We start from the raw sequence: 20,525 nt of genomic DNA, 5'->3' as shown, positions 1-20,525 counted from the left end.
AGGCTATCATTCAGCCAAAATCAAATGACTGCATATGCTTAATTAGGAATATCACTTTGTTCAATAGTTTACACGTATCATTAACGACACCTGCGTTATTATTTCCGGCTATTTCGTTATTACTATTAGCGTACACTAACCGTTTTTTTTCATTGGCAGCGTTGATCCGTCAATTAAGCAACAATAAAACACCAATACAAGACGATCAAATTAAAAATTTACGCCAACGGATTATTATCATTCGAAAAATGCAAGAAGCTGGTGTCAGTAGCTTTGCTATGTGTGTGTTTTGTATGATTTTAATTTATGCCGGTTTTAATCAAACTGGCTCAATAGTGTTTGGTTTAAGCTTATTACTGTTACTTTATTCATTGATTTTATCGGTTATTGAAATTCGTATTTCCGTTGATGCGCTTAATATTCACCTAAAAGAGCTAAGTAAATGAGTCAGTGGATCTACTTTTTTGATTTATGTGGTACCGCTGTATTTGCGCTTTCTGGCGCATTAGCAGCAGGTAAACATCGCATGGATCCATTCGGTGTTATCGTGTTAGCTTCTGTTACTGCAATTGGTGGCGGCAGTATTCGCGATGCATTAATCGGTGCAACACCCGTATTTTGGATCCGCGATCCTAACTATATCTATGTTATTATTGCAACGGTAATTGCATGTTTAGTTTTGGTGCGCAAACCCTATAAATTACCAGCCGTCACCTTACCCATTGCCGATGCATTTGGTTTAGCATTGTTTACCGTCATTGGTGCAGAAAAAGCCATATTATTAGGTTTATCTGGTATGGTCGCGGTAGTGATGGGATTAATAACAGGCGTTGGCGGCGGCATTATCCGAGATTTATTATGTCGGCAAGTCCCAATGGTGTTGCGAACAGAAATTTACGCAACAGCTTCCATCGTTGGCGGAATATGTTATACCTTGAGTATATTTGTCGGCATGGATAATATGACATCATTATTGATTGCTATATCAAGTACACTCATCATTCGTTTAAGTGCTATCCGTTGGCATTTATCTTTACCGGCTTTTGATTTAAAAACCAAGAGAATTTAATGTGCGAATAATCTTAATATTATGCTGTTTGCTATTGAGCTTTCCGAGCAAAGCCAATATTGGTGATATGCCTCGTGAACAACAGCTTGCGATGCAATATATGGAAGCTTTGACGGACCATGACTATACCGTCTTGCGACGATTTTATTCTCGCGATACCGTGTTTTACGACAAAACAGCGAATACCACTTATACCGGTGGACGACATATTATTGCATTTTTACAACGCGCACATGAAGGCGTATTAGAGTACCGTTTAAACGTAGAACATATGTTTAATACTGGCTCGCTGGTAGTCATTATTGGCAGTTACCGCTTACGAGGCCCTGGCGATCAATATGGTAAACCCGGCAAAATTATCGATCTTGCCGTACCAGGGGTAACCACACTTAAATTTGATAACAACACTGAGCGATTGGTTGAACAAATGGATTTAATGGATTACCAGACAATGACTGACCAACTGGCTTCCCAGTAACTTATCTCTATTAATTATCCCTAATTCGGTTATGTTTAGTTTAGTTATGAATCAGACATAAAAAAAACGGCTTAACCAATAAGCCGTTTTTTATTGTCTCATTACTGGGTTTATTTCAAGATAACTTTGGCAAACTTACGTTTACCTACTTGGAATACAGCTTCAAGACCAGCATTAAAGCTTTGGCGACTGTCTTCTATCTTGTCGCCATCCATCTTCACTGCGCCTTGTTTAATCATGCGCATACCATCAGAAGTAGACCCCACTAAGCCAGCATTTTTAAGTAAGTTAGCAATGGCTATGCCTTCACCAGCTTCTAATACCACTTCTTCGATGTCATCAGGGATAGCACCTTTTTGGAAACGGTCAATAAACGCCTGGTGAGCGGCTTGCGCTTGTGCTTCATCATGAAAACGAGCAATAATTTCTTTGGCTAGCAAAATTTTGATATCGCGTGGGTTAGTGCCATTTTCAACATCCACTTTGAACTGGGCAAGTTCGGTTAACGGACGGAATGACAACAATTCTAGATAGCGCCACATTAAATCATCTGAAATCGACATTATTTTGCCGAACATTTCATTTGCTGGCTCGCTCACACCAATATAATTATGAGCTGATTTGGACATTTTTTTAACGCCGTCCAGCCCTTCAAGCAAAGGCATCATGATCACTGTTTGCGGCTTTTGCCCTTCTGCTTTTTGCAACTCACGACCCATCAATAAATTGAATTTTTGGTCAGTACCACCGAGCTCGACATCGGCTTTAAGTGCGACAGAGTCATAACCTTGCAATAAAGGATACATAAATTCGTGTATCGCAATCGCTTGTCCTGATGCGTAACGTTTTTTAAAATCATCACGTTCCATCATACGCGCTACGGTTTGCTGAGATGCTAAGCGGATCATACCCGCAGCACCTAATGGCTCTAACCAGCTTGAATTAAATTCGATACGGGTTTTTGCGGGGTCTAAAATTTTATAAACCTGCTCTTTGTATGTTTCAGCATTAGCAAGCACTTGTTCACGAGTCAGCGGTGGACGAGTACTATTTTTACCGCTTGGGTCACCAACCATGCCAGTGAAGTCGCCAATTAAGAAAATCACTTCGTGACCTAACTCTTGAAAGGTACGCATTTTGTTTAAAATGACGGTGTGACCTAAGTGAATATCTGGAGCGGTAGGATCTGCACCAAGCTTGATGCGTAATGGCCGTCCTTCTTTCAGTTTCTCAAGCAAATCCGCCTCAAGTAATATCTCATCGGTACCACGCTTAATCTCTGCCAATACTTGATCTAAATTCGCCATCTCTACCGCAACTCCTAGGGCTCGCACAAAAAATAAAGAGGTCTATGTTACTTGTTAGCCACAGCAAATGAAAGAGTGTACACTTAGGAGATCATAACTAGAGAGAAAATTGGTATCTTCGTCAATGGCAAAGCTTCTTACTTTATTCACATTGTTGCCAAAAGCACATCAAATCACATTATCTTTATTAGTGATTTTAACGACTGTTATTCTGATGTTTCCATCGGAAGATGCTCAAGCCTCGAAACAAACTAGCTTAACGAGTTCGTCGGCTGACAAATCAGCCATAGAAACCCATAAGCGCTATGACATTCCGCTAGCCTTTCGCACACCAACACCACCGGGTAAACATAGTGTTGAGCAAGATGAACCTGATGTTCTCCTCTCGAGCGATGACAGTAGCAAGTTAATCAGCGGTGAAACACCAGACGATGAAGCTTTTGCACAACATCTTGCGATGTTACAAACCAGTACCTCTGATATTGACGGTATGATCAATGATATTGATGATCAAGTTGCCGCGCAAAAAGCCCTGCTTAAACAACAAACGGCTAATGATGACAACATAGTTGAATATTTTGAAGTGGCCAAAGGCGATACTTTAGGTGGCTTATTTAGCCGTGCAGGACTCAGCGCCAAAGATGTCTACGACATTACCCAACTACCACTCGCGAAAAAGAATTTACTCAAAATTATGCCCGGCGAAGAAATCGCCATCAGTAAAAATGAACAAGGCGAATTACAAGAATTAACTTATCGTATGGATAAAGTGTCGACGTTAGTCATCAGCCATCAAAATGACGAATACAAAGAAACCGTTAACGTCAAAAAAGTTGAAAGTCGTACTTCATTTATCGCCGCTAATATTAAAAGTAATTTTTGGAATGCGGCTGCCGATGCTGGTTTATCGGGTAACCACATTATGGAATTAGCCAATATTTTTGGTTGGGATGTCGACTTCGCCCTAGATATCCGCAAAGGCGATCACTTTGCATTATTGTTTGAGCAAGAATATGCCGATGGCCAATTTTTACGTAATGGCAATATTTTAGCTGCTGAATTTTATAACCATGGTGAACGATACACAGCTGTACGTTATACCGACGGTGAATATTATTCTGAAAATGGTAGTAGCATGCGCAAAGCTTTTTTACGCTCTCCAGTAGACTTTAAATACGTCAGTTCTAACTTTAACCCACGTCGTTTACATCCGGTAACCGGGCAAGTAAAAGCCCATAGAGGTGTTGATTATGTCGCCGCTATTGGTACCCCCATAAAAGCTGCTGGTAAAGGTAAGGTTATTGAGTCGAGTTATAACCAATATAATGGAAACTATGTATTCATTAAGCACAATGACACTTATACCACCAAATACTTACATTTAACCAAACGTAAAGTGAAACGTGGTGAGACGGTTAAGCAAGGTCAAATAATTGGTACTCTGGGTAAAACAGGTCGGGTAACTGGCGCGCACTTACATTATGAGTTTATTGTTAATGGCGTACACCGTAATCCAAGAACCATTAGCTTGCCTAAATCAACGCCTATTGATCGTAAAGAGAAAAACAAATTTACCGCCATCAGTAAACAATTAATGGCGCAATTAAAGTCAAATCAACAACAGCAATTAGCAAGTAACTAGCAAGTAATTAATAGCTTGTTTTAATTGCCACTAAAAGAGAATTTTCAATGCCTAAGCCAGAATATTTTATCGGCCTTATGTCAGGCACAAGTATGGATGGTATTGATGCCGTTTTGGTTGATTTTTCCGCTGCAAAGCCCATGTTAATCGCCAGCCACACTGAAACTATTCCAACTCATTTACTAAAAGGTTTACAACGTCTATGTCGTCCCGACACTGATGAGGTTAACCGCTTAGGCAGACTCGATCGTAGTATCGGCCAACTGTTTGCAAAAGCAGTTAATAATTTGCTAACAAAAACCACTGTCACTGCCGATGAGATTATCGCGATAGGTTCACATGGACAAACCGTTCGTCACATGCCCAATCTAGACATTGGTTTTACGTTGCAAATTGGTGATCCCAATACGATTGCTATTGAAACCAATATTGATGTAATCGCTGACTTTAGACGTAAAGATATCGCCCTTGGTGGTCAAGGCGCACCATTAGTCCCGGCATTTCATCAACAAGTATTTGCTAAACAGGGCCACAAAAGAGTGATTTTAAACATAGGTGGCATTGCCAATATCACCTATTTACCCGGTAATCATGACCAAGTATTGGGCTTTGATACGGGACCCGGCAATACGTTAATTGATGCCTATATTCAACAAGCACTTGGACAACCTTTTGATAGGGATGGCGCATGGGCTGATTCAGGTACTAGCCAGCCAGATTTACTCAAACAGTTATTGTCGCACTCTTATTTCTCACAGGCCTACCCTAAAAGCACAGGCAGAGAGATGTTTAATCAAGCTTGGCTTCAACAGCAACTGGCTGACTATAGCGATCTAGATCAACAAGATATTCAATCTACTTTGCTTGATCTTACTTGCCACAGCATTGCCAACGACATTAACAAATTGTCGCCTACTGGAGAGCTGTTTGTGTGCGGAGGTGGCGTGTTCAATAAAGCCTTAATGCAACGATTAGCCATCTTGGTTCCTGGCTATAAGGTGGATTCCACAAGCGCCTTAGGCGTTGATGCAAAATGGGTTGAAGGAATGGCATTTGCGTGGTTAGCAATGCGTTATCATCATGATTTGCCAGCTAATTTACCTGCTGTCACGGGTGCGTCACGCCCTGCTGTGTTAGGTGGCCATTTTAAAGCAAGATAAATACTCCTAGGGTCTGTTGATCTTTGCAGGTTAAATTTTGTTCGAGATAAAAACGTTTTAATCGAGGCGAGCGGATTGCTGCCTAACAATCTAAGCTAAATTCGCTCAACAAAGAGTAAAACCTTTTTAGCCGAACCCTTCGGGCAGCGTTTGTTGGTCATTTTTACTGCGTTATCGACTTTTTATGTAGAATAACTACACCACAAAGTCTCTGCCTTGTACAAATGACCAACAATTCGCTGCAAAAACAACCTTGAAAGATCAACAGGCCCTAATATGAGTGGTTTACTTTTGCAATTGTGGCCTCAATGTTATGATGCCCACAAATTTGCTTAACCATTTCAGGCTAAGCAAAGCCGTAACTTAAGATGAGAGTTAATATGAGCAACAAAATCAAAAGCGTATCTGAACTAATAAATCTTACGCCTGAAGGCCGTTACGATTATATGGTTGAACAAATTAAAACTGAAAATGTCATTTGGACACTTCAAGATCAAGATGGCTGTGTCATGCTGACCACTGAAGATGAAGATTGTATCCCTATGTGGCCGTCAGAAGAAACTGCAGCACTATGGGCTGTCGATGAGTGGAAAGAATGTGAACCATTAGCCATTCCACTGAACGAGTTCCAAGAACGCTGGGTTAGTGGCATGGAAGATGACGATTTATTTATCGCAGTTTTTCCAGTACAAGAAGACTTAGGTGTTGTTGTACCACCGTATGAAATGAATGAACGTATTTCACCAAAAACACAGCAAAAGCATTAATTTGTCATGACTGATACCAGCACAGAATCAAACCAAGCAACCGTAGCTAAAATTGCCATCAAGCCATATTTACCGAAACGGTTAATAGCCTTATTGGTTGTTTATACTTTATCAGCCATCAGCGGATTAATAGCAGCAAACTCATTAGCAGATTTAAGTGCCATGTTGTGCATTTTAACCTTAATGATGGTGTTAGCTATTTTGGGACGTCAGAAAGCTGGCTTATATTTACTGCGGGTTTATTGTGTGCTGCAACTGCTGCTATATAGCCTATTGCCGATAATTATGTATGATCCTGATAATTTAGTTGCGGGTCCAACAACGTTTGATTTTGGTTTTTTTCAAACGGTTGTGGCTGATTGGGTTATTTATTCGGTGCTTATTGCACTGGGGATAATTCAAGTGTGGATTAGCTTTAATGCTAAAGTGAAAGCGTGGTTTAAACCACGGATGAATCTGAATATTATGAGCAGTTAGTCGTAGGTTATCCTTTGATTGCTAAACCATGCTCTAAAAATCAAAAAAGCCGTCAATAGACGGCTTTTTATTGCATAAAAACATATTGAAGGACACAAAGTTAATATTCGTCCTAAGATCTGCTTATCGGTGTATCAAAATCGTTATACAGAGAAACTTGCCCCACAACCACAAGTGGTCGTTGCATTAGGATTTCTAACGAAAAAACGTGAACCTTCAAGACCTGATGTGTAATCCACTTCACCGCCCACAAGATACTGAAGACTCATTGGATCAACTACCAGTAGTACACCTTGCTTTTCAATAGTGAAATCACCTTCGTTGACTTTTTCATCGAATGTAAAGCCATACTGAAAACCTGAGCAACCACCACCTGTAACGTACACACGTAGTTTTAATTCAGGATTCTGTTCTTCTTCCAACAGTCCTTTTACTTTTATCGCCGCCGCATCGGTAAATTGGATCGGCATTGCTGCATCAACTTGTTCAGTCATTACTACCTCTTACTTCGGTTTCTACTGAGAATTATCCTTTACCTGACTATTTTGTTCAAGTATTACCCGCAGTTCTTTTTCACCCATCAACAACTCCGGTACATTAAAGGTTTGCTCAATCTCGCCACCTTTAACACCACGGCTGGCATTGACCTTCACTGTAACGGATATCCTTTGCAAATTAAAACCTACAGGTAAGACAAAATCAGTGTCCATAATTTGAAAATAATTAAACTCGAAATCCAGTTTTTTATTCACCAACTTACTGAGTGACAACTCGGTAGGATGGCCGTCTTGGGACCCCAGCAAGATTACACTAGCCCGAGCTTTCGCTTTGACTTTTATTTTGCGTTTTTGCAACTGGGTTAGAATTAAACGCAATTGATATTGCTCGGGAATTAACCCTCGGGACAACTCTACCCCATCAATTGCCACGCCTTCAATGTCTGCATCATTTACCATGACACTGCGATAAAATGATAATTCTTTTTCTAATTCTTTTTGCTCAGTTAATTGACGGCTAAACATCTCTTGCATTTCTTTATTGGCATTTTCTGCAATGCTTAACGCTAAATTTCGACTGGCAAGCGCTTGTGCTTGTGTGTCGAGTTCCAGCAATAATTTGCGTTTGCCACTAACGCTATTAGGTGTCGCCTCTGGAGCAAAAGAAAGCCATAAATTAAAACTTATCGCACCAATTAAAAAGCACACTAACATTAAACTTATTAAGTATATGCCCGATGTCCGGTTTTTTCGCTCTAAAACTTGCAGTCTGTCTAACCAACGGTGATAATTTAACATTAAGTAACAACCTTTTAATAACGCACCTCAACTCGGGTTAAGAGATGAGGTTAATAAAGCAATATCAGTAAATATGATTAATTCTATATCAAACTGCTCATTTGTTTTGCTAACAAAATGAATTAACACTTCAATAGATAAACTATTGAGAATCCATTTTACGCTGTTAGCAGGACCAAGAACGGTTCGATATCCGTTTATTATCCAGAACGGAGGTTAACTACTGTATGCTTGATAATGCCAATCAGCTTAGAGCGAAACAGTGCAGTTTAAGATAAATAAAGTTGCTATTATTCACGCCAAAAGAGCTGCGCGCAAATATCTGCGTAACGAATTTAGAGATAAATTATCTCAAGCCAAAATTAGTGTGCAACTTTGCGCACTGGCACTGCTGTTTGCGATTATCGCTTCAGTGGTTATTATTTTATTTCGTTTATGCCTTGTGTGGTCAGAGCAATATCTGCTTTCTGATACAGCTCATATCAGTTCAACCTTAACAGACTGGCGCATTTACCTCCCATTAATGGGTGCAATACTGATTTGGTTACTGTCACTTATTGGCTCAAAACGCTATCGGCGTATGGGCATAGCCTATGTATTACATCGATTTAAATTACACTATGGTAAGGTTCCACTTCAGTCTGCTGCAGGACAGTTTTCCCAAGCATTAATTGCATTGATGGCTAATTTCTCTGTCGGGAAAGAAGGTCCCGCAATTCACCTTGGTGCTGTTAGCGCTAGTGTTATGGCTGAAAAGTTTTCGTTGCCAGACAATAGCGTGCGCATTATGTGTGCCAGCGGAATAGCCGCTGGTATAGCAGCCATCTTCAACGCACCACTTGCAGCAGTATTATTTGTGTTTGAAGTTATTGTTCGAGAATACAAGATCCAATACTTCTTCCCCATTATGATCTCTGCTATTTGCGGTGCAGTTTCCAGTCAACTTGTGTTTGGTAATATTCACGAATATGAGTTAATCAATGTCATCCACATTCCATTGGACCATTATCCAATATTACTCATTGGCGGCGTAGCATTGGGGTGTGTCGCAGCACTGTTTAACTTTTCGCTCATGAAAGTAACCGCTACAGGGCAAAACTGGCCATTAATTTATCGACTGCTTATTGCTGGAGCCGTAACCACACTAATAGGTTTAGTGATGCCACAAGCGCTAGGTTCTGGTGATTTTGCGATTAGCGAGGCAATTAGCGACCACCCTAGTTTATTATTTTTAATTGCGTTGTTATTCGCAAAAATGTTGGCAACTATTGCGGCTATAGGATTAGGTGTACCAGGCGGACTTATAGGCCCTCTTTATGGTATTGGCGCATTGATCGGCGCAATTTTAGCCTTAATCAGTAGTTTACTATTTCCATCTATTGCGCCTTATGTGGGTTTATATACCGTAATTGGCATGACGGCAATGATGGGCGTTTGCCTTAGCGCACCTTTGGCGGCCTTAGTTGCACTTCTTGAATTAACCAATGATGCGTCGATTATTTTACCTGCCATGTTTGTTACCATTCCAGCATTTTTAACCGCATACCAAGGCCTTAACACTAACTCTCTGCTTTTGAAACAGCTCGATATTATGGGCCTAGGTTACAAAGTTGCTCCATTGAACCAAGGGCTGCAAATGAAAGGCGTCCGAGTATTAATGGATAAACGTTTTGTTATTGTCAACGATGATGACGAACTGTTGCTTGAAGTACTAAAACGCGCAGAAGGTCGTCCGGTATTGGTACGTAATGCCGAGGGACAGATTGAAATGTTACGACTCGAAATGCCATCTGTTGAAGATTCAACCACGCTCTCGCGCCATCTAATGCTAGGGTTATCAGATACCGCTACCTTGAACGAAGCCTATGAAGCTCTAGCACCTAAACGATCTGGTGAAGTATATATTTACCGATATAGCCCCAATAGCCCTAATAATCAAAAAGTGGTTGGGGTGATTAGTTGGTCCAATTTATTACAAGAAATTCGCGCGGGGCAAATATAAATAGCCATTGTTATATTCTGTGGGTGTTGGCTAAATTAATGAGAACGACCATAGAAATGGAATGAATAACCTCAGCTAAAAACCCAAGAATGTTCTTCTCAGCAGCAAGTGAATCTGTTATTTCTACACGGTTATTATATTTATCTGTTCGTTATTTTCTGCTACAATTTTGCCTCAGCCACATTATAAAAAAAATCGATAAATACCCTATAAAATAACGGTGAAATAACATGCTGTTCTGGTGCCTATTTTGCCCTACACTTTGGAAATCAGGCTGATGACGCAGTTCGAAGGTTCACACATCCTTTCAGTAAACCAGTTAGATCTGGATTCAATTAACACTATTTTTAACGTCGCAAGTAGAATGACCCCCTATGCTTTACGTGAGAAACGCACTAAAGTATTAGATGGTGCTATTTTAGGTAATCTGTTTTTTGAAGCGAGTACCCGTACTCGGGTCAGTTTTGGTTGTGCCTTCAACTTACTTGGCGGTCATGTACGCGAAACGACTGGAATGGCATCGTCGTCATTATCAAAAGGTGAGTCTTTATATGACACAGCAAGAGTGTTATCAACATACTCAGATGTAATTGCTATGCGTCATCCAGATGCCTATTCAGTCAAAGAATTTGCAGAAGGAAGCCGAGTACCTGTTATCAATGGTGGCGATGGTTCTAATGAACATCCAACTCAAGCTTTGCTGGATTTATTTACCATCAAAAAAGAGTTAGGCCATGCAGGTATGGGTATTGATGGTATGCATATAGCAATGGTTGGCGATTTAAAATATGGTCGTACTGTACATTCATTATCACGCTTACTTTGTATGCATAAAGACATTCAGTTCACATTGATATCACCAAGTGAACTAGCAATGCCTGACTATGTGATCGCCGACATTGAAAATGCTGGCCATAAGATCACAATAACAGAACAACTTGAAGGTAATTTGCATCATGCAGATATTCTATATCTGACACGCATTCAAGAAGAGCGCTTTCCTTCACAAGAAGAAGCCAACAAGTACCGAGGAAAGTTTCGCTTAAATCACAATATTTATACGCAGCATTGCAAATCAAATACGGTGATTATGCATCCACTACCTCGTGATTCACGCGCGCAAGCAAATGAACTCGATAATGATTTAAACAGCCATCCAAGTTTGGCTATTTTTAGACAAGCCGACAACGGCTTACTTATACGCATGGCACTTTTTGCATTAACACTTGGGGTTGAAAACCAACTCGAAAAGTATGAGTGCCCAGTAAACTGGTATTCACGTAAAGCCGATAGATAATTGGCGCATAATATTAAGGATTAGACATGACCCGTTCCGAAGTTTTATTTGAACAGGCTAAAAAAACCATTCCTGGTGGCGTTAATTCACCAGTACGAGCCTTTGATGGTGTAGGTGGTTCACCACTGTTCATTGAAAAAGCTGATGGCGCTTATATTTTTGATGCCGATGGCAAAAAATACATCGACTATGTGGGTTCATGGGGACCTATGATTTTAGGCCATAATCATCCTAAAATCCGTCAAGCGGTGTTAGACGCTGTCGAAAACGGCTTATCATTTGGTGCGCCGACTGAACTTGAAGTAAAAATGGCTGAAAAAGTCATTGCTATGGTGCCATCGATAGAACAAGTACGTATGGTCAGTTCAGGTACCGAAGCAACCATGAGTGCTATCCGTTTAGCCCGTGGTTTTACTAATCGTGACAATATTTTAAAATTTGAAGGTTGTTACCACGGTCATGCTGATTGCTTATTAGTTAAAGCAGGATCTGGCGCGTTAACTTTAGGGCAACCAAGTTCTCCAGGGATTCCTGAAGACTTTGCTAAGCACACATTAACTGCTACTTATAACGACCTTGATTCGGTACGTGCGATCTTTGAGCAACAACCTGATGGTATCGCTTGTATTATCGTTGAACCTGTCGCTGGCAATATGAATTGTATTCCACCAGTAGAAGGCTTTTTACAAGGCTTACGTGCCATTTGTGATGAATTCGGTGCGTTATTGATTATTGATGAAGTGATGACCGGTTTCCGTGTATCTATGAGCGGCGCACAAGGTCACTACGGCGTAACTCCAGACTTAACCACTCTTGGCAAAGTGATTGGTGGCGGTATGCCTGTAGGCGCATTTGGTGGCCGTAAAGATGTCATGCAGTTTATCGCACCAACGGGTCCGGTTTATCAAGCGGGTACTTTATCTGGTAATCCTATTGCCATGACAGCTGGATTAGCGCAAATGGATGCTTTGTGTGAACCTGGTTTGTATGAAGCACTTGCTGATAAAACTAAACGTGTTGCAGAAGGCTTTAAAGCCGCGGCAGATAAGCATGGAATTCCACTGAACATCAATTATGTGGGCGGCATGTTTGGTATATTCTTCACCGAAGATACCGCGCCAATGACGTCATTTTCTCAAGTGATCAAATGCAACATGGATCACTTCCGTCATTTCTACCATGGCATGCTAGATGAAGGTGTTTATTTAGCACCAAGTGCTTATGAAGCTGGTTTCATGTCAATGGCTCACGGCGACGCTGAAATTGAATTAACATTAGCGGCTGTAGATCGCGTATTTGCCACAATGAAATAATTAACTGCATTCCTTAACGCTAGTGGTGGTTAATCTACGTTAAGCGAATAGCTGGTAATCAAAAAGTTGGTCACAAAAATAGGATAAATAACGATGTTATTTGTCCTATTTTTATTTGAGATAATACATTTATACCTTCCTCGTCCCCTTGTTCAAATGTCTACGCACTTCTTTAGTCGATTGTCGCTGAATTAACTGTGATCTGTGTTGCGAAATGGCTCATTATGTGATGTGATCGCCACCGCAAAACGGAAAGCTTAATTTAACCTTAAAATGGGGTTGAATTAGGTTAGCAAAAATTCAGGGTAATGATTTTGGTTACCTACAACACAAAGTTGGAATTGCAGTCATGCTACATACCTTTCTTATCTCACTTGCAGTGCTTGCGCTGTTAAGTATTGTGCTCGAAGAAGTTACCCATATTAATAAAGCGAAAACCACCCTGTTTCTTGGCTGTATTGCTTGGATCACATTATTCATTGCCTCTGGTAGTCCTGAGAGCAGTAAGTTGGTTGGCAAAGAGCTTAATGAAAACTTATTAGAAATCGCCACATTATGGCTATTTTTAATGTCTACCATGACCTTTGTAGCTTACCTTAATGCTAAAGGTATGATCCAAGTACTGGTGCAAAAAATATTTCCACAACAAGTCTCAGTGCGAATGTTAATGATTCAGGTAGGCATATTTTCATTAGTATTATCGACTTTTTGTGACAACGTTACTGCCACACTGGTGTCATTAGGTTTACTGACAACCTTTAATTTAGATAAACAAATACGCCGTCGTATGGCAGTGTTAATTATCTTTGCTGTGAACTCTGGTGGAGTTGCATTAATCACTGGTGATGTGACAACGTTGATGATTTTTCTTGCGGGAAAGGTACATATTTCAGAATTATTAATACTGTTCATTCCTGCAGGCATTAGTGTCACTATTCTGGCAATACTGTTCTCACTCAAAGCAGAAGGACATGTAAGCACCACACCTACTGCGCAAAATTATAATACCGTCGATATTGTTATCGGGGTGATTTTCTTCACGACCATTATATTAACAATGGTGCTTAACGTCCTCTTTGGAATCCCCCCTGTATTGACCTTTTTATTCGGTTTATCAGTGATGTTCTTAGTGGGAAATACCAATAAAAGTAAATCTGAAGAAGTGCAAGTATTAGAATATATACGTCAAGTAGAATTCGACACTCTATTGTTCTTCTTAGGTATTTTATTACTTGTGGGTATGCTTAAAGAAATCGGCACCCTGAATTTATTAACCGAAGTCTATGGCATGTATAACCCAAGTATTTCTAACTTCTTCACTGGTGTCGGTTCTGCACTTTTAGACAACGTGCCATTAACGGCAGCACTGTTAAAAGCAGATCCTATTCTAACAACTGCACAATGGTTAGGATTAACCTACTCTGTTGGTGTGGGTGGTTCGTTATTAGTTATCGGTTCTGCATCAGGTATTATTGCAATGAGTAAAGTTGAGGAGCTGACATTTGTCAGCTACTTAAAATATGTTCCTGCATTACTATTATGCTACTGCATAGGTTATGGATTAACCTTATTTTTAGCCAATCAGATCCACGGTTAAGCATTAGTTAGAGCTTACCCCATAAAAAAGGCGCTTATAGCGCCTTTTTTGATCTGAAATTAATCAACATAAATGATAATGGTTGAGTTAAATGGCTGGTACCCTAAATTGTTCACCGTCAATTTCTAACACTATATCCCGAGGGCGAATTTCAACGATAGTGAGCTTATTCTGAATCATGTCACCCTGCTGTAATTCAACCCCATCGACATTTAGCCAACGGTTACTGGGTTCTGTCGAATAGACATGAGCATTAATAGTAAACTCGGGCACTTGTAACTGCACACTGGCAGGTAAATCACCATACTTTGGAATTTGATTATTACTTGGCGTTGGGATCGGATCAAGCTTTGGTTCGGTCACTTGTTGATTGACAGACTGCTCATATTCAACATCTTTGAGTGCCGTTTGAAAGGCCGCTAACAAATTATTACGTTCATCAATCGATGGTTGTTTTACCGAAGAAAAATCAACATCTTTTGCAGCAGCATTGACTTGTAAACGTAATGCTTCAAGTTCTGCCAACCCTCGGCGGTTAGCATTAGCACCTAAAATAATCTCTTGTTGCGCTTGCTCTTCTTGGCGATTAAGGGCTGCAGCTTGATCAATACGATCTTGCTCGTTTTGATCATCCTGTTGCTGGTCGTTAGATTGATTTGCTTGGCTTAACTGGTTTGATTGAGAATATGATCTATCAGCCTCTGCTGATGCTGTATAAGTTTGGGTGTTGGCGTTAACATTTGAACCTACGGATGCCGCTAAGCTAAAATTATTAAACGGTTTTGCAATAGGCAATGCCACTTTACCTGCCAAGCGGATCTCATCATTATTTTGCACCGCGAGCTCCACCTTTGTAGTAACCGAAGGTTGACCGGTTGACGTTACCAACGAATTTGCTGGCGCGGCAATGACTGTAGCTTGAGTGCCTACCGCGGTTATTGGTTCAACGGTCCCTAATTGCTTTGAAGGAGATTGTAATAACGCACTCATTCCCCAAGCAGCGCCAATACCAATTGCAATAGTAACGGCAAGCACACTGAACTTATTAAGCTTTCGAGAGCCCTTAGTGGGTGGTGAATATTGATGGGATGGTATCGACATTATATCGACAACATCAGTTTGCTGCTGCTTTTGACGATTGACTGCATCTAATAGAATCGACATTAATTGCGCTCCTCAGAGGCACTTAATCGTGGACCTTGCTGACTTAAATATAAGTTAAGTTGAACCAAGGTCTGATTTCCAGCAATACCATCGGGTTTTAAACCATGCTGACGTTGAAATTGCATTAACTGTTGTTCTAAATCGCTGTCAAATTGGGTAAGCAATCTAGCAGGACGTTTATTAACTAACGCTAAGCTATTTTCAAGCCACTGAACTTGCCCCAAACTGGAAGACAAACTAATTTCTCGAGGCAATACACTATCTGGTTGCCATAAAATTTCGAAGGTGCCACTAAAGTGACGATCAAACCAATCTTTATTCACCCAAAATTGCTGCTCACCTAACTGCAATAAAATTTGCTCGGCTTGGCGCTCTACAATCACACCATAAAATACGTTCGCTTGTGCATCTTGTAAATACACCACAGCAGGGTAATTCAAGCGCATAATACTGTACCAATTACCTTGTTGCTGGTAACAGGCTAAACCTTGCTGTTGCGCCGCCTGGCAGGCCGACAAGCCAATAATAGGTTGTTTATTCCACAAGCCAAATAAACCCGCAAAGGCATTATCAATATTGCTGCTTTGCAACATAGCTTGATTGAGTATTTGTTGCTGTGCATTAACTGCTGCCGTAGTTGTTTGGACTTGTTGAGTCTCAGTTGTGATAGGCAGGTTTGTTACACTAGATAAAACCGTTGTAGTATTAGTATTTTCAGGCTGTTGGGTTGTGTTATTAGCTGTTGCCGCATTAACATTAAAGTTGTTATCAATGGCCGAGCGGTTAAATAGATAAAATGACAAACCAAACACCAAAACTAACACTGTCGCAGCAACAAATGGCCAGCGCTTATCACTAGGCGTATCAATATTACCTAACACTTCAACCGCTGCTTGATTAACCATTTTATGATCAATCGGTACCTTAGCTTGACCATATCCAGCCATAAGCGCTCGTTCACATAGTAAATTGGTTAAGCGTGGAATGCCGCCAGAATGCTTATGCAACGCAGTTATCGCTTTACGGGTAAACAGGGGCTCGTGTCGACCAGCCACTTGTAAGCGGTGCAGTACATATAAGCCAATTTCATCTTTATTTAACGGTAATAAGTGATAACGAGCTGTGATCCGTTGTGCTAACTGACGTAAATCTTGACGCTTTAACAGTTGCTGTAGTTCTGGCTGACCAATCAAAATGACCTGCAACAGCTTTTTGGTATTGGTTTCTAGATTAGTCAATAAGCGCAGCTGTTCTAATACTTCAGAACGTAAATGTTGTGCTTCATCAATAATCAATACTGTATTACGACCATTTTTATGATTGTTGAGTAAATACTGACTAATCAAATCTGTAAGCTGCTTTAAGGTTGGATTATCGCCATATTGAATTCCCAACTCATCACAAAGCGTTGCTAAGAGTTCAAGCTCAGTCAACGAAGGATTAAGAATAAAGGCTGTGTCAGTATTGTCTGGTATTTGTTGTAATAAACACCGAGAAACAGTGGTTTTTCCTGTGCCAACTTCACCGGTTAATAATACAAACCCACCAGTTTCACCCAGACCATAGGTCAAATGAGCTAAGGCCTCACGATGACGATCACTTAAAAACATGTAATGAGGGTTAGGCGCGATAGAAAAAGGATTATCATTTAATCCATAAAAGGCTTTATACATACGACCAAAAATCCTTATTTGAAACTGACGGCTCACGTTAATGCTTGTATCACTGCTTGTCAAAAGTTAGCCGTAAAAATCTAACTCTGGTAAGATTTAAGCCACTTATTATTACACGTTGTGGTACGCCATGAAGATTTATTTAGTAGGCGGGGCCGTACGCGATACCCTTCTAAACCAAACTGTCGTCGATAAAGATTATGTGGTTGTTGGTAGCAGCGTTGAAGAAATGCTGGCATTGGGTTATCAACAAGTTGGTAAAGACTTTCCGGTTTTTCTACACCCGAAAACTCAGCAAGAATATGCACTTGCCAGAACAGAACGGAAAACCGGTTATGGCTACCAAGGTTTTAGCTGTGATGCCAATAAAGATGTCACCCTTGCCGATGACTTATTGCGCCGCGATCTGACGATAAATGCCATCGCACAAGATGAATACGGCAAACTTTATGACCCTTACGACGGAATAGCAGATATAAACGCGAAAATACTTCGCCATGTATCAGATGCGTTTGTCGAAGATCCATTAAGAGTATTGCGCGTGGCCCGTTTTGCGGCACGTTTTCATCACTTAGGCTTTACGATTGCCCCCGAAACCTTACAGTTAATGACCGACATAGCGAATGGTGGCGAATTGGATCACCTCACGCCTGAGCGAGTATGGCAAGAATGTGACAAGGCATTAAGCAGTCAAAGTCCGCACGTTTTTTTCGAAGTATTAAAACAATGCCAAGCATTAGTCGTGTTGTTTCCAGAAATTGATGCATTATTTGGTGTACCACAACCAGAAAAGTGGCACCCAGAAATAGACTCTGGGATCCATACTCTGATGGTCCTCGAACAAACCAGCCTATTAAGCCACAACAAAGCCGTGCGTTTTGCCGCATTGGTACATGATTTAGGCAAAGCCATTACACCGAAACAAGATTGGCCTAAACATCACGGTCATGGTCAAAAAGGCTTGCCGCTGATCAAAGGCTTATGCAAACGCTTACGAGTACCCAATGAATATCGAGATTTAGCATTATTAGTCAGCGATCAACACCAAAATATCCATAATGCATTTGAACTCAGAGCCGAAACCATTATAAAAATCTTTGATAAAGCTGATTTTTGGCGTAAACCTCAACGTCTCAACGAGCTATTATTATGTTGCCACGGTGACCTCAGAGGACGCACTGGATTTGAACAAGCCCCGTATCCACAAGCAGAATATTTACAGCATTGTTATCAACAGGCAAGTGAGGTCGATGTGCAATCAATAATAGCCTCGGGCTATCAAGGTGCAGAGATTAAAACTCAATTACAGCTAAAGCGTATTGAGCTCATTAATGACTATAAATTACAAATGGTTAAAAAGTAACAATCGTGTTACAACTGTATGTGGTCGTATTTATGATAAAGAGCGAAAAAACACATTTTTTAGCAGTGAATTAGCAATAAATCACTAAGATTTATATAAAATCGCTAAATAATGATGCTTTTCGTCCCATAGACTTGCAATTTTCATTTATTTCGCTATTTTAAGTAAATAATCTTATATTTGCCTATAGCAAATAAAAAAAACTGTGACATAATTACCACGTTGCAAAGGCAGACGCCGTTGCACTATTTAACAACCTATATTAAGGGATTTACCCATGAACAAGAAAGTACTGATGATTGCTGGTGTTGCGATGACTGCTTTATTAGGTGGTTGTGCTAACACTACAGCTTTAGAAGAAAGCGTAGCAAACCTAGGTAACAAAGTTGATCAACTATCAGCACAAGTTGGTTCTTTAAAGTCTGAGCAAAGCAAGCTATCTGCTGATGTTAAAGGCGCTAAAGCTGCTTCTATGGACGCACAAGCCGAAGCTAAACGTGCTAACGACCGTTTAGACAACATGGCTACTTCTTACAAAAAGTAAGAATTGCTATTAAAAAATTAGCTTATCTAATAGGTTGATTATTAGGGCTTGATTGTTGATATAACTACTTTGTAGTACTTCAACATCAAGCCTTAATTATTTCTGCTCTGTACAGAAAGCGGTATCAAGCGGTATCAAGCGGTATCAAGCGGTATCAAGCGGTATCAAGCGGTATCAAGCGGTATCAAGCGGTATCAAGCGGTATCAAGCGGTATCAAGCGGTATCAAGCGGTATCAAGCGGTATCAAGCGGTATCAAGCGGTATCAAGCGGTATCAAGCGGTATCAAGCGGTATCAAGCGGTATCAAGCGGTATCAAGCGAAAAATCTAAACATCTGCAGCCTCTCAACACCAGCTTTTTCATTATTTAATCTTTCTAAACAATCTCACAGAAATCTTAGCATCAGCTCTCATAGCATCTAGCCGCGAGACGTCCTAGCCCTTGGGCTTTAACGTTCTCACCGCATTGTCATAGTTTGTCATCAGCTTTCACGCTTGTTACTTTTTTCACATATTTACAAGCGTTTTTTAAGCGTTATAATTTGCCAATCAAACTCTAAATCTGAAATAGCTGTCGATTTAACGTGATGCTTTAGCTGATCATTTGCACGCCAACCAAATACCGACATATCCAGCAAGGTTAAGGCTTGCTCACCGGTTACCGACTGGGTAAATGCCAATTGTTGCTGTGTATCAATTTCAACATCGTTGGGTAAATTAAGCTGCAGTGGTTTCTCAACTAAATCGGGATAGATTTGCTGTTTAATTTGCCATAAATGCCGAATACCAGGTTGCAATAATACAATCCGACCGTCATCTTTTAAAATCCTAATACACTCTTTACCCTTTAGCGGTGAGTCTAGTACCGTCACGATATCAATTGATTGTGATTCAAAAGGTAATGTCTTTAATGCCAATAGTAATAAGTTAGCCGGTGTTTCAGATTTAGCCGCTGCAAAAATAGCATTTTCAGCATCGGTAATTCCCCAATGCTGGCACGATACATTGGCTTGAGCCAAAGCAGGAACAAGCTGGCGTAAATAATAGCCATCAGCACATTGGTAATCAATATGCTGCAATTCGGTGTCACCACGAGAGGCACACAAGTCCAACAGTACTGTTTGAAGTTGTTTAATTAACGGTGCAAATAAACCTGATTCTAATAAAAAATGACGTCCACGCATTTGCTGACGAGACTCAACTTGTGGCTTAGTTTTAGCCTTAGTATTACTCAGCAATGGCCAGTAGCCCTTAGGGTTTTTATCAAAATGATGTTTGTTGTCGCAATAAAATCCCGATGAAGCTTGATGTTGCTTTAGTGAAGCAGAACACACTGGACATAATAAAGTTAAAGTCATAATTACACTGATAGTTAAT

Annotated in this window: 19 protein-coding genes; 13 read left to right on the top strand and 6 right to left on the bottom strand. The window is 40.4% G+C overall.

From position 1 onward, the window contains the following. The first annotated feature begins 56 nt into the window (after positions 1-56). The 3 genes from FH971_RS04945 (at position 57) to FH971_RS04935 (ending at position 1,547) form a co-directional block, all read left to right on the top strand. The gene (locus tag FH971_RS04945; protein ID WP_137222385.1) at positions 57-446 is read left to right on the top strand and encodes a DUF2721 domain-containing protein; all 390 of its coding nucleotides are present in this window, start codon (positions 57-59) and stop codon (positions 444-446) included. Beyond that, positions 443-1,069 carry a trimeric intracellular cation channel family protein gene (locus FH971_RS04940; protein WP_140233571.1) on the top strand — a complete coding sequence of 209 codons (627 nt, stop codon included), beginning with the start codon at positions 443-445 and terminating at the stop codon, positions 1,067-1,069. Before FH971_RS04945 ends, FH971_RS04940 begins: the two co-directional genes overlap by 4 nt. Positions 1,070-1,136: 67 nt before the next feature. After that, entirely contained in the window at positions 1,137-1,547 is a 411-nt protein-coding gene (locus FH971_RS04935; protein ID WP_240778486.1) for a nuclear transport factor 2 family protein, read from the top strand. 110 nt (positions 1,548-1,657) lie between these two features. Here FH971_RS04935 and tyrS read toward each other — a convergent pair whose 3' ends face one another. Further along, positions 1,658-2,854, bottom strand: coding sequence for a tyrosine--tRNA ligase (gene tyrS / locus FH971_RS04930; protein ID WP_140233570.1), 1,197 nt, complete (start codon positions 2,852-2,854; stop codon positions 1,658-1,660). Between the two features lie 124 nt (positions 2,855-2,978). On the opposite strand from tyrS, the gene FH971_RS04925 reads away from it, so the two are divergent. From FH971_RS04925 to FH971_RS04905, 4 genes are all read left to right on the top strand, one after another. Next, a complete protein-coding gene (locus FH971_RS04925) occupies positions 2,979-4,496 on the top strand; it encodes a peptidoglycan DD-metalloendopeptidase family protein (protein ID WP_140233569.1) in 1,518 nt (505 codons plus the stop codon). A 47-nt stretch (positions 4,497-4,543) separates the two neighbouring features. Then, the gene (locus FH971_RS04920) at positions 4,544-5,656 is read left to right on the top strand and encodes an anhydro-N-acetylmuramic acid kinase (protein WP_140233568.1); all 1,113 of its coding nucleotides are present in this window, start codon (positions 4,544-4,546) and stop codon (positions 5,654-5,656) included. A 380-nt stretch (positions 5,657-6,036) separates the two neighbouring features. After that, positions 6,037-6,423, top strand: a complete 387-nt coding sequence (locus FH971_RS04910; RefSeq protein WP_140233567.1) for a DUF2750 domain-containing protein — start codon at positions 6,037-6,039, stop codon at positions 6,421-6,423. 6 nt (positions 6,424-6,429) lie between these two features. Then, positions 6,430-6,900 (top strand): hypothetical protein, encoded by a 471-nt coding sequence (locus FH971_RS04905; RefSeq protein ID WP_140233566.1) that lies wholly within the window; start codon positions 6,430-6,432, stop codon positions 6,898-6,900. 143 nt (positions 6,901-7,043) lie between these two features. Here FH971_RS04905 and erpA read toward each other — a convergent pair whose 3' ends face one another. Continuing rightward, the gene (gene erpA / locus FH971_RS04900) at positions 7,044-7,394 is read right to left on the bottom strand and encodes an iron-sulfur cluster insertion protein ErpA (protein ID WP_137222401.1); all 351 of its coding nucleotides are present in this window, start codon (positions 7,392-7,394) and stop codon (positions 7,044-7,046) included. A 21-nt stretch (positions 7,395-7,415) separates the two neighbouring features. Further along, a complete protein-coding gene (locus FH971_RS04895; RefSeq protein WP_140233565.1) occupies positions 7,416-8,195 on the bottom strand; it encodes a DUF6776 family protein in 780 nt (259 codons plus the stop codon). Positions 8,196-8,457: 262 nt separating this feature from the next. On the opposite strand from FH971_RS04895, the gene FH971_RS04890 reads away from it, so the two are divergent. The 4 genes from FH971_RS04890 to nhaD all read left to right on the top strand — a co-directional run bounded on the left by FH971_RS04890 (position 8,458) and on the right by nhaD (position 14,404). Continuing rightward, a complete protein-coding gene (locus tag FH971_RS04890; protein WP_140233564.1) occupies positions 8,458-10,197 on the top strand; it encodes a chloride channel protein in 1,740 nt (579 codons plus the stop codon). 277 nt (positions 10,198-10,474) lie between these two features. Continuing rightward, positions 10,475-11,494, top strand: coding sequence for an aspartate carbamoyltransferase (locus FH971_RS04885; RefSeq protein WP_137222407.1), 1,020 nt, complete (start codon positions 10,475-10,477; stop codon positions 11,492-11,494). Between the two features lie 26 nt (positions 11,495-11,520). Further along, positions 11,521-12,807 (top strand): glutamate-1-semialdehyde 2,1-aminomutase, encoded by a 1,287-nt coding sequence (gene hemL, locus FH971_RS04880; protein ID WP_140233563.1) that lies wholly within the window; start codon positions 11,521-11,523, stop codon positions 12,805-12,807. A 349-nt stretch (positions 12,808-13,156) separates the two neighbouring features. After that, entirely contained in the window at positions 13,157-14,404 is a 1,248-nt protein-coding gene (gene nhaD / locus FH971_RS04875; protein WP_137222411.1) for a sodium:proton antiporter NhaD, read from the top strand. 87 nt (positions 14,405-14,491) lie between these two features. Here nhaD and FH971_RS04870 read toward each other — a convergent pair whose 3' ends face one another. After that, on the bottom strand, positions 14,492-15,568 hold the full coding sequence (locus FH971_RS04870; RefSeq protein ID WP_140233562.1) for a general secretion pathway protein GspB: 1,077 nt from the start codon (positions 15,566-15,568) through the stop codon (positions 14,492-14,494). Next, complete coding sequence (locus FH971_RS04865) at positions 15,568-17,241, bottom strand: ExeA family protein (protein ID WP_140233561.1); 1,674 nt, start codon at positions 17,239-17,241, stop codon at positions 15,568-15,570. Before FH971_RS04865 ends, FH971_RS04870 begins: the two co-directional genes overlap by 1 nt. Positions 17,242-17,371: 130 nt before the next feature. Here FH971_RS04865 and FH971_RS04860 point away from each other — a divergent pair, with 130 nt between their 5' ends. Next, positions 17,372-18,604 carry a multifunctional CCA addition/repair protein gene (locus FH971_RS04860; protein WP_140233560.1) on the top strand — a complete coding sequence of 411 codons (1,233 nt, stop codon included), beginning with the start codon at positions 17,372-17,374 and terminating at the stop codon, positions 18,602-18,604. A 277-nt stretch (positions 18,605-18,881) separates the two neighbouring features. Next, positions 18,882-19,148 (top strand): Lpp/OprI family alanine-zipper lipoprotein, encoded by a 267-nt coding sequence (locus FH971_RS04855; RefSeq protein WP_137222419.1) that lies wholly within the window; start codon positions 18,882-18,884, stop codon positions 19,146-19,148. 515 nt (positions 19,149-19,663) lie between these two features. Here FH971_RS04855 and FH971_RS04850 read toward each other — a convergent pair. Further along, complete coding sequence (locus FH971_RS04850) at positions 19,664-20,506, bottom strand: putative RNA methyltransferase (protein ID WP_140233559.1); 843 nt, start codon at positions 20,504-20,506, stop codon at positions 19,664-19,666. Positions 20,507-20,525: the final 19 nt, after the last annotated feature.

Origin of the sequence: Shewanella polaris, assembly GCF_006385555.1 — a bacterium.
GTDB classification, from domain to species: Bacteria; Pseudomonadota; Gammaproteobacteria; order Enterobacterales; family Shewanellaceae; genus Shewanella; species Shewanella polaris.
Note: the sequence above shows the minus strand (reverse complement) of the source record. Positions and strands in the feature narration are given on the sequence as shown.

What these genes read in the sequence shown, in the direction of transcription:
- nhaD (WP_137222411.1), top strand. Translation starts at nt 13,157, where the DNA reads ATGCTACATACCTTTCTTATCTCACTTGCAGTGCTTGCGCTGTTAAGT.
- FH971_RS04885 (WP_137222407.1), top strand. Translation starts at nt 10,475, where the DNA reads ATGACGCAGTTCGAAGGTTCACACATCCTTTCAGTAAACCAGTTAGAT.
- FH971_RS04850 (WP_140233559.1), bottom strand. Translation starts at nt 20,506, where the DNA reads ATGACTTTAACTTTATTATGTCCAGTGTGTTCTGCTTCACTAAAGCAA.
- FH971_RS04905 (WP_140233566.1), top strand. Translation starts at nt 6,430, where the DNA reads ATGACTGATACCAGCACAGAATCAAACCAAGCAACCGTAGCTAAAATT.
- tyrS (WP_140233570.1), bottom strand. Translation starts at nt 2,854, where the DNA reads ATGGCGAATTTAGATCAAGTATTGGCAGAGATTAAGCGTGGTACCGAT.
- FH971_RS04870 (WP_140233562.1), bottom strand. Translation starts at nt 15,568, where the DNA reads ATGTCGATTCTATTAGATGCAGTCAATCGTCAAAAGCAGCAGCAAACT.
- FH971_RS04855 (WP_137222419.1), top strand. Translation starts at nt 18,882, where the DNA reads ATGAACAAGAAAGTACTGATGATTGCTGGTGTTGCGATGACTGCTTTA.
- FH971_RS04940 (WP_140233571.1), top strand. Translation starts at nt 443, where the DNA reads ATGAGTCAGTGGATCTACTTTTTTGATTTATGTGGTACCGCTGTATTT.
- FH971_RS04860 (WP_140233560.1), top strand. Translation starts at nt 17,372, where the DNA reads ATGAAGATTTATTTAGTAGGCGGGGCCGTACGCGATACCCTTCTAAAC.
- FH971_RS04920 (WP_140233568.1), top strand. Translation starts at nt 4,544, where the DNA reads ATGCCTAAGCCAGAATATTTTATCGGCCTTATGTCAGGCACAAGTATG.
- FH971_RS04925 (WP_140233569.1), top strand. Translation starts at nt 2,979, where the DNA reads ATGGCAAAGCTTCTTACTTTATTCACATTGTTGCCAAAAGCACATCAA.
- hemL (WP_140233563.1), top strand. Translation starts at nt 11,521, where the DNA reads ATGACCCGTTCCGAAGTTTTATTTGAACAGGCTAAAAAAACCATTCCT.
- FH971_RS04865 (WP_140233561.1), bottom strand. Translation starts at nt 17,241, where the DNA reads ATGTATAAAGCCTTTTATGGATTAAATGATAATCCTTTTTCTATCGCG.
- FH971_RS04910 (WP_140233567.1), top strand. Translation starts at nt 6,037, where the DNA reads ATGAGCAACAAAATCAAAAGCGTATCTGAACTAATAAATCTTACGCCT.
- FH971_RS04935 (WP_240778486.1), top strand. Translation starts at nt 1,137, where the DNA reads ATGCCTCGTGAACAACAGCTTGCGATGCAATATATGGAAGCTTTGACG.
- erpA (WP_137222401.1), bottom strand. Translation starts at nt 7,394, where the DNA reads ATGACTGAACAAGTTGATGCAGCAATGCCGATCCAATTTACCGATGCG.
- FH971_RS04895 (WP_140233565.1), bottom strand. Translation starts at nt 8,195, where the DNA reads ATGTTAAATTATCACCGTTGGTTAGACAGACTGCAAGTTTTAGAGCGA.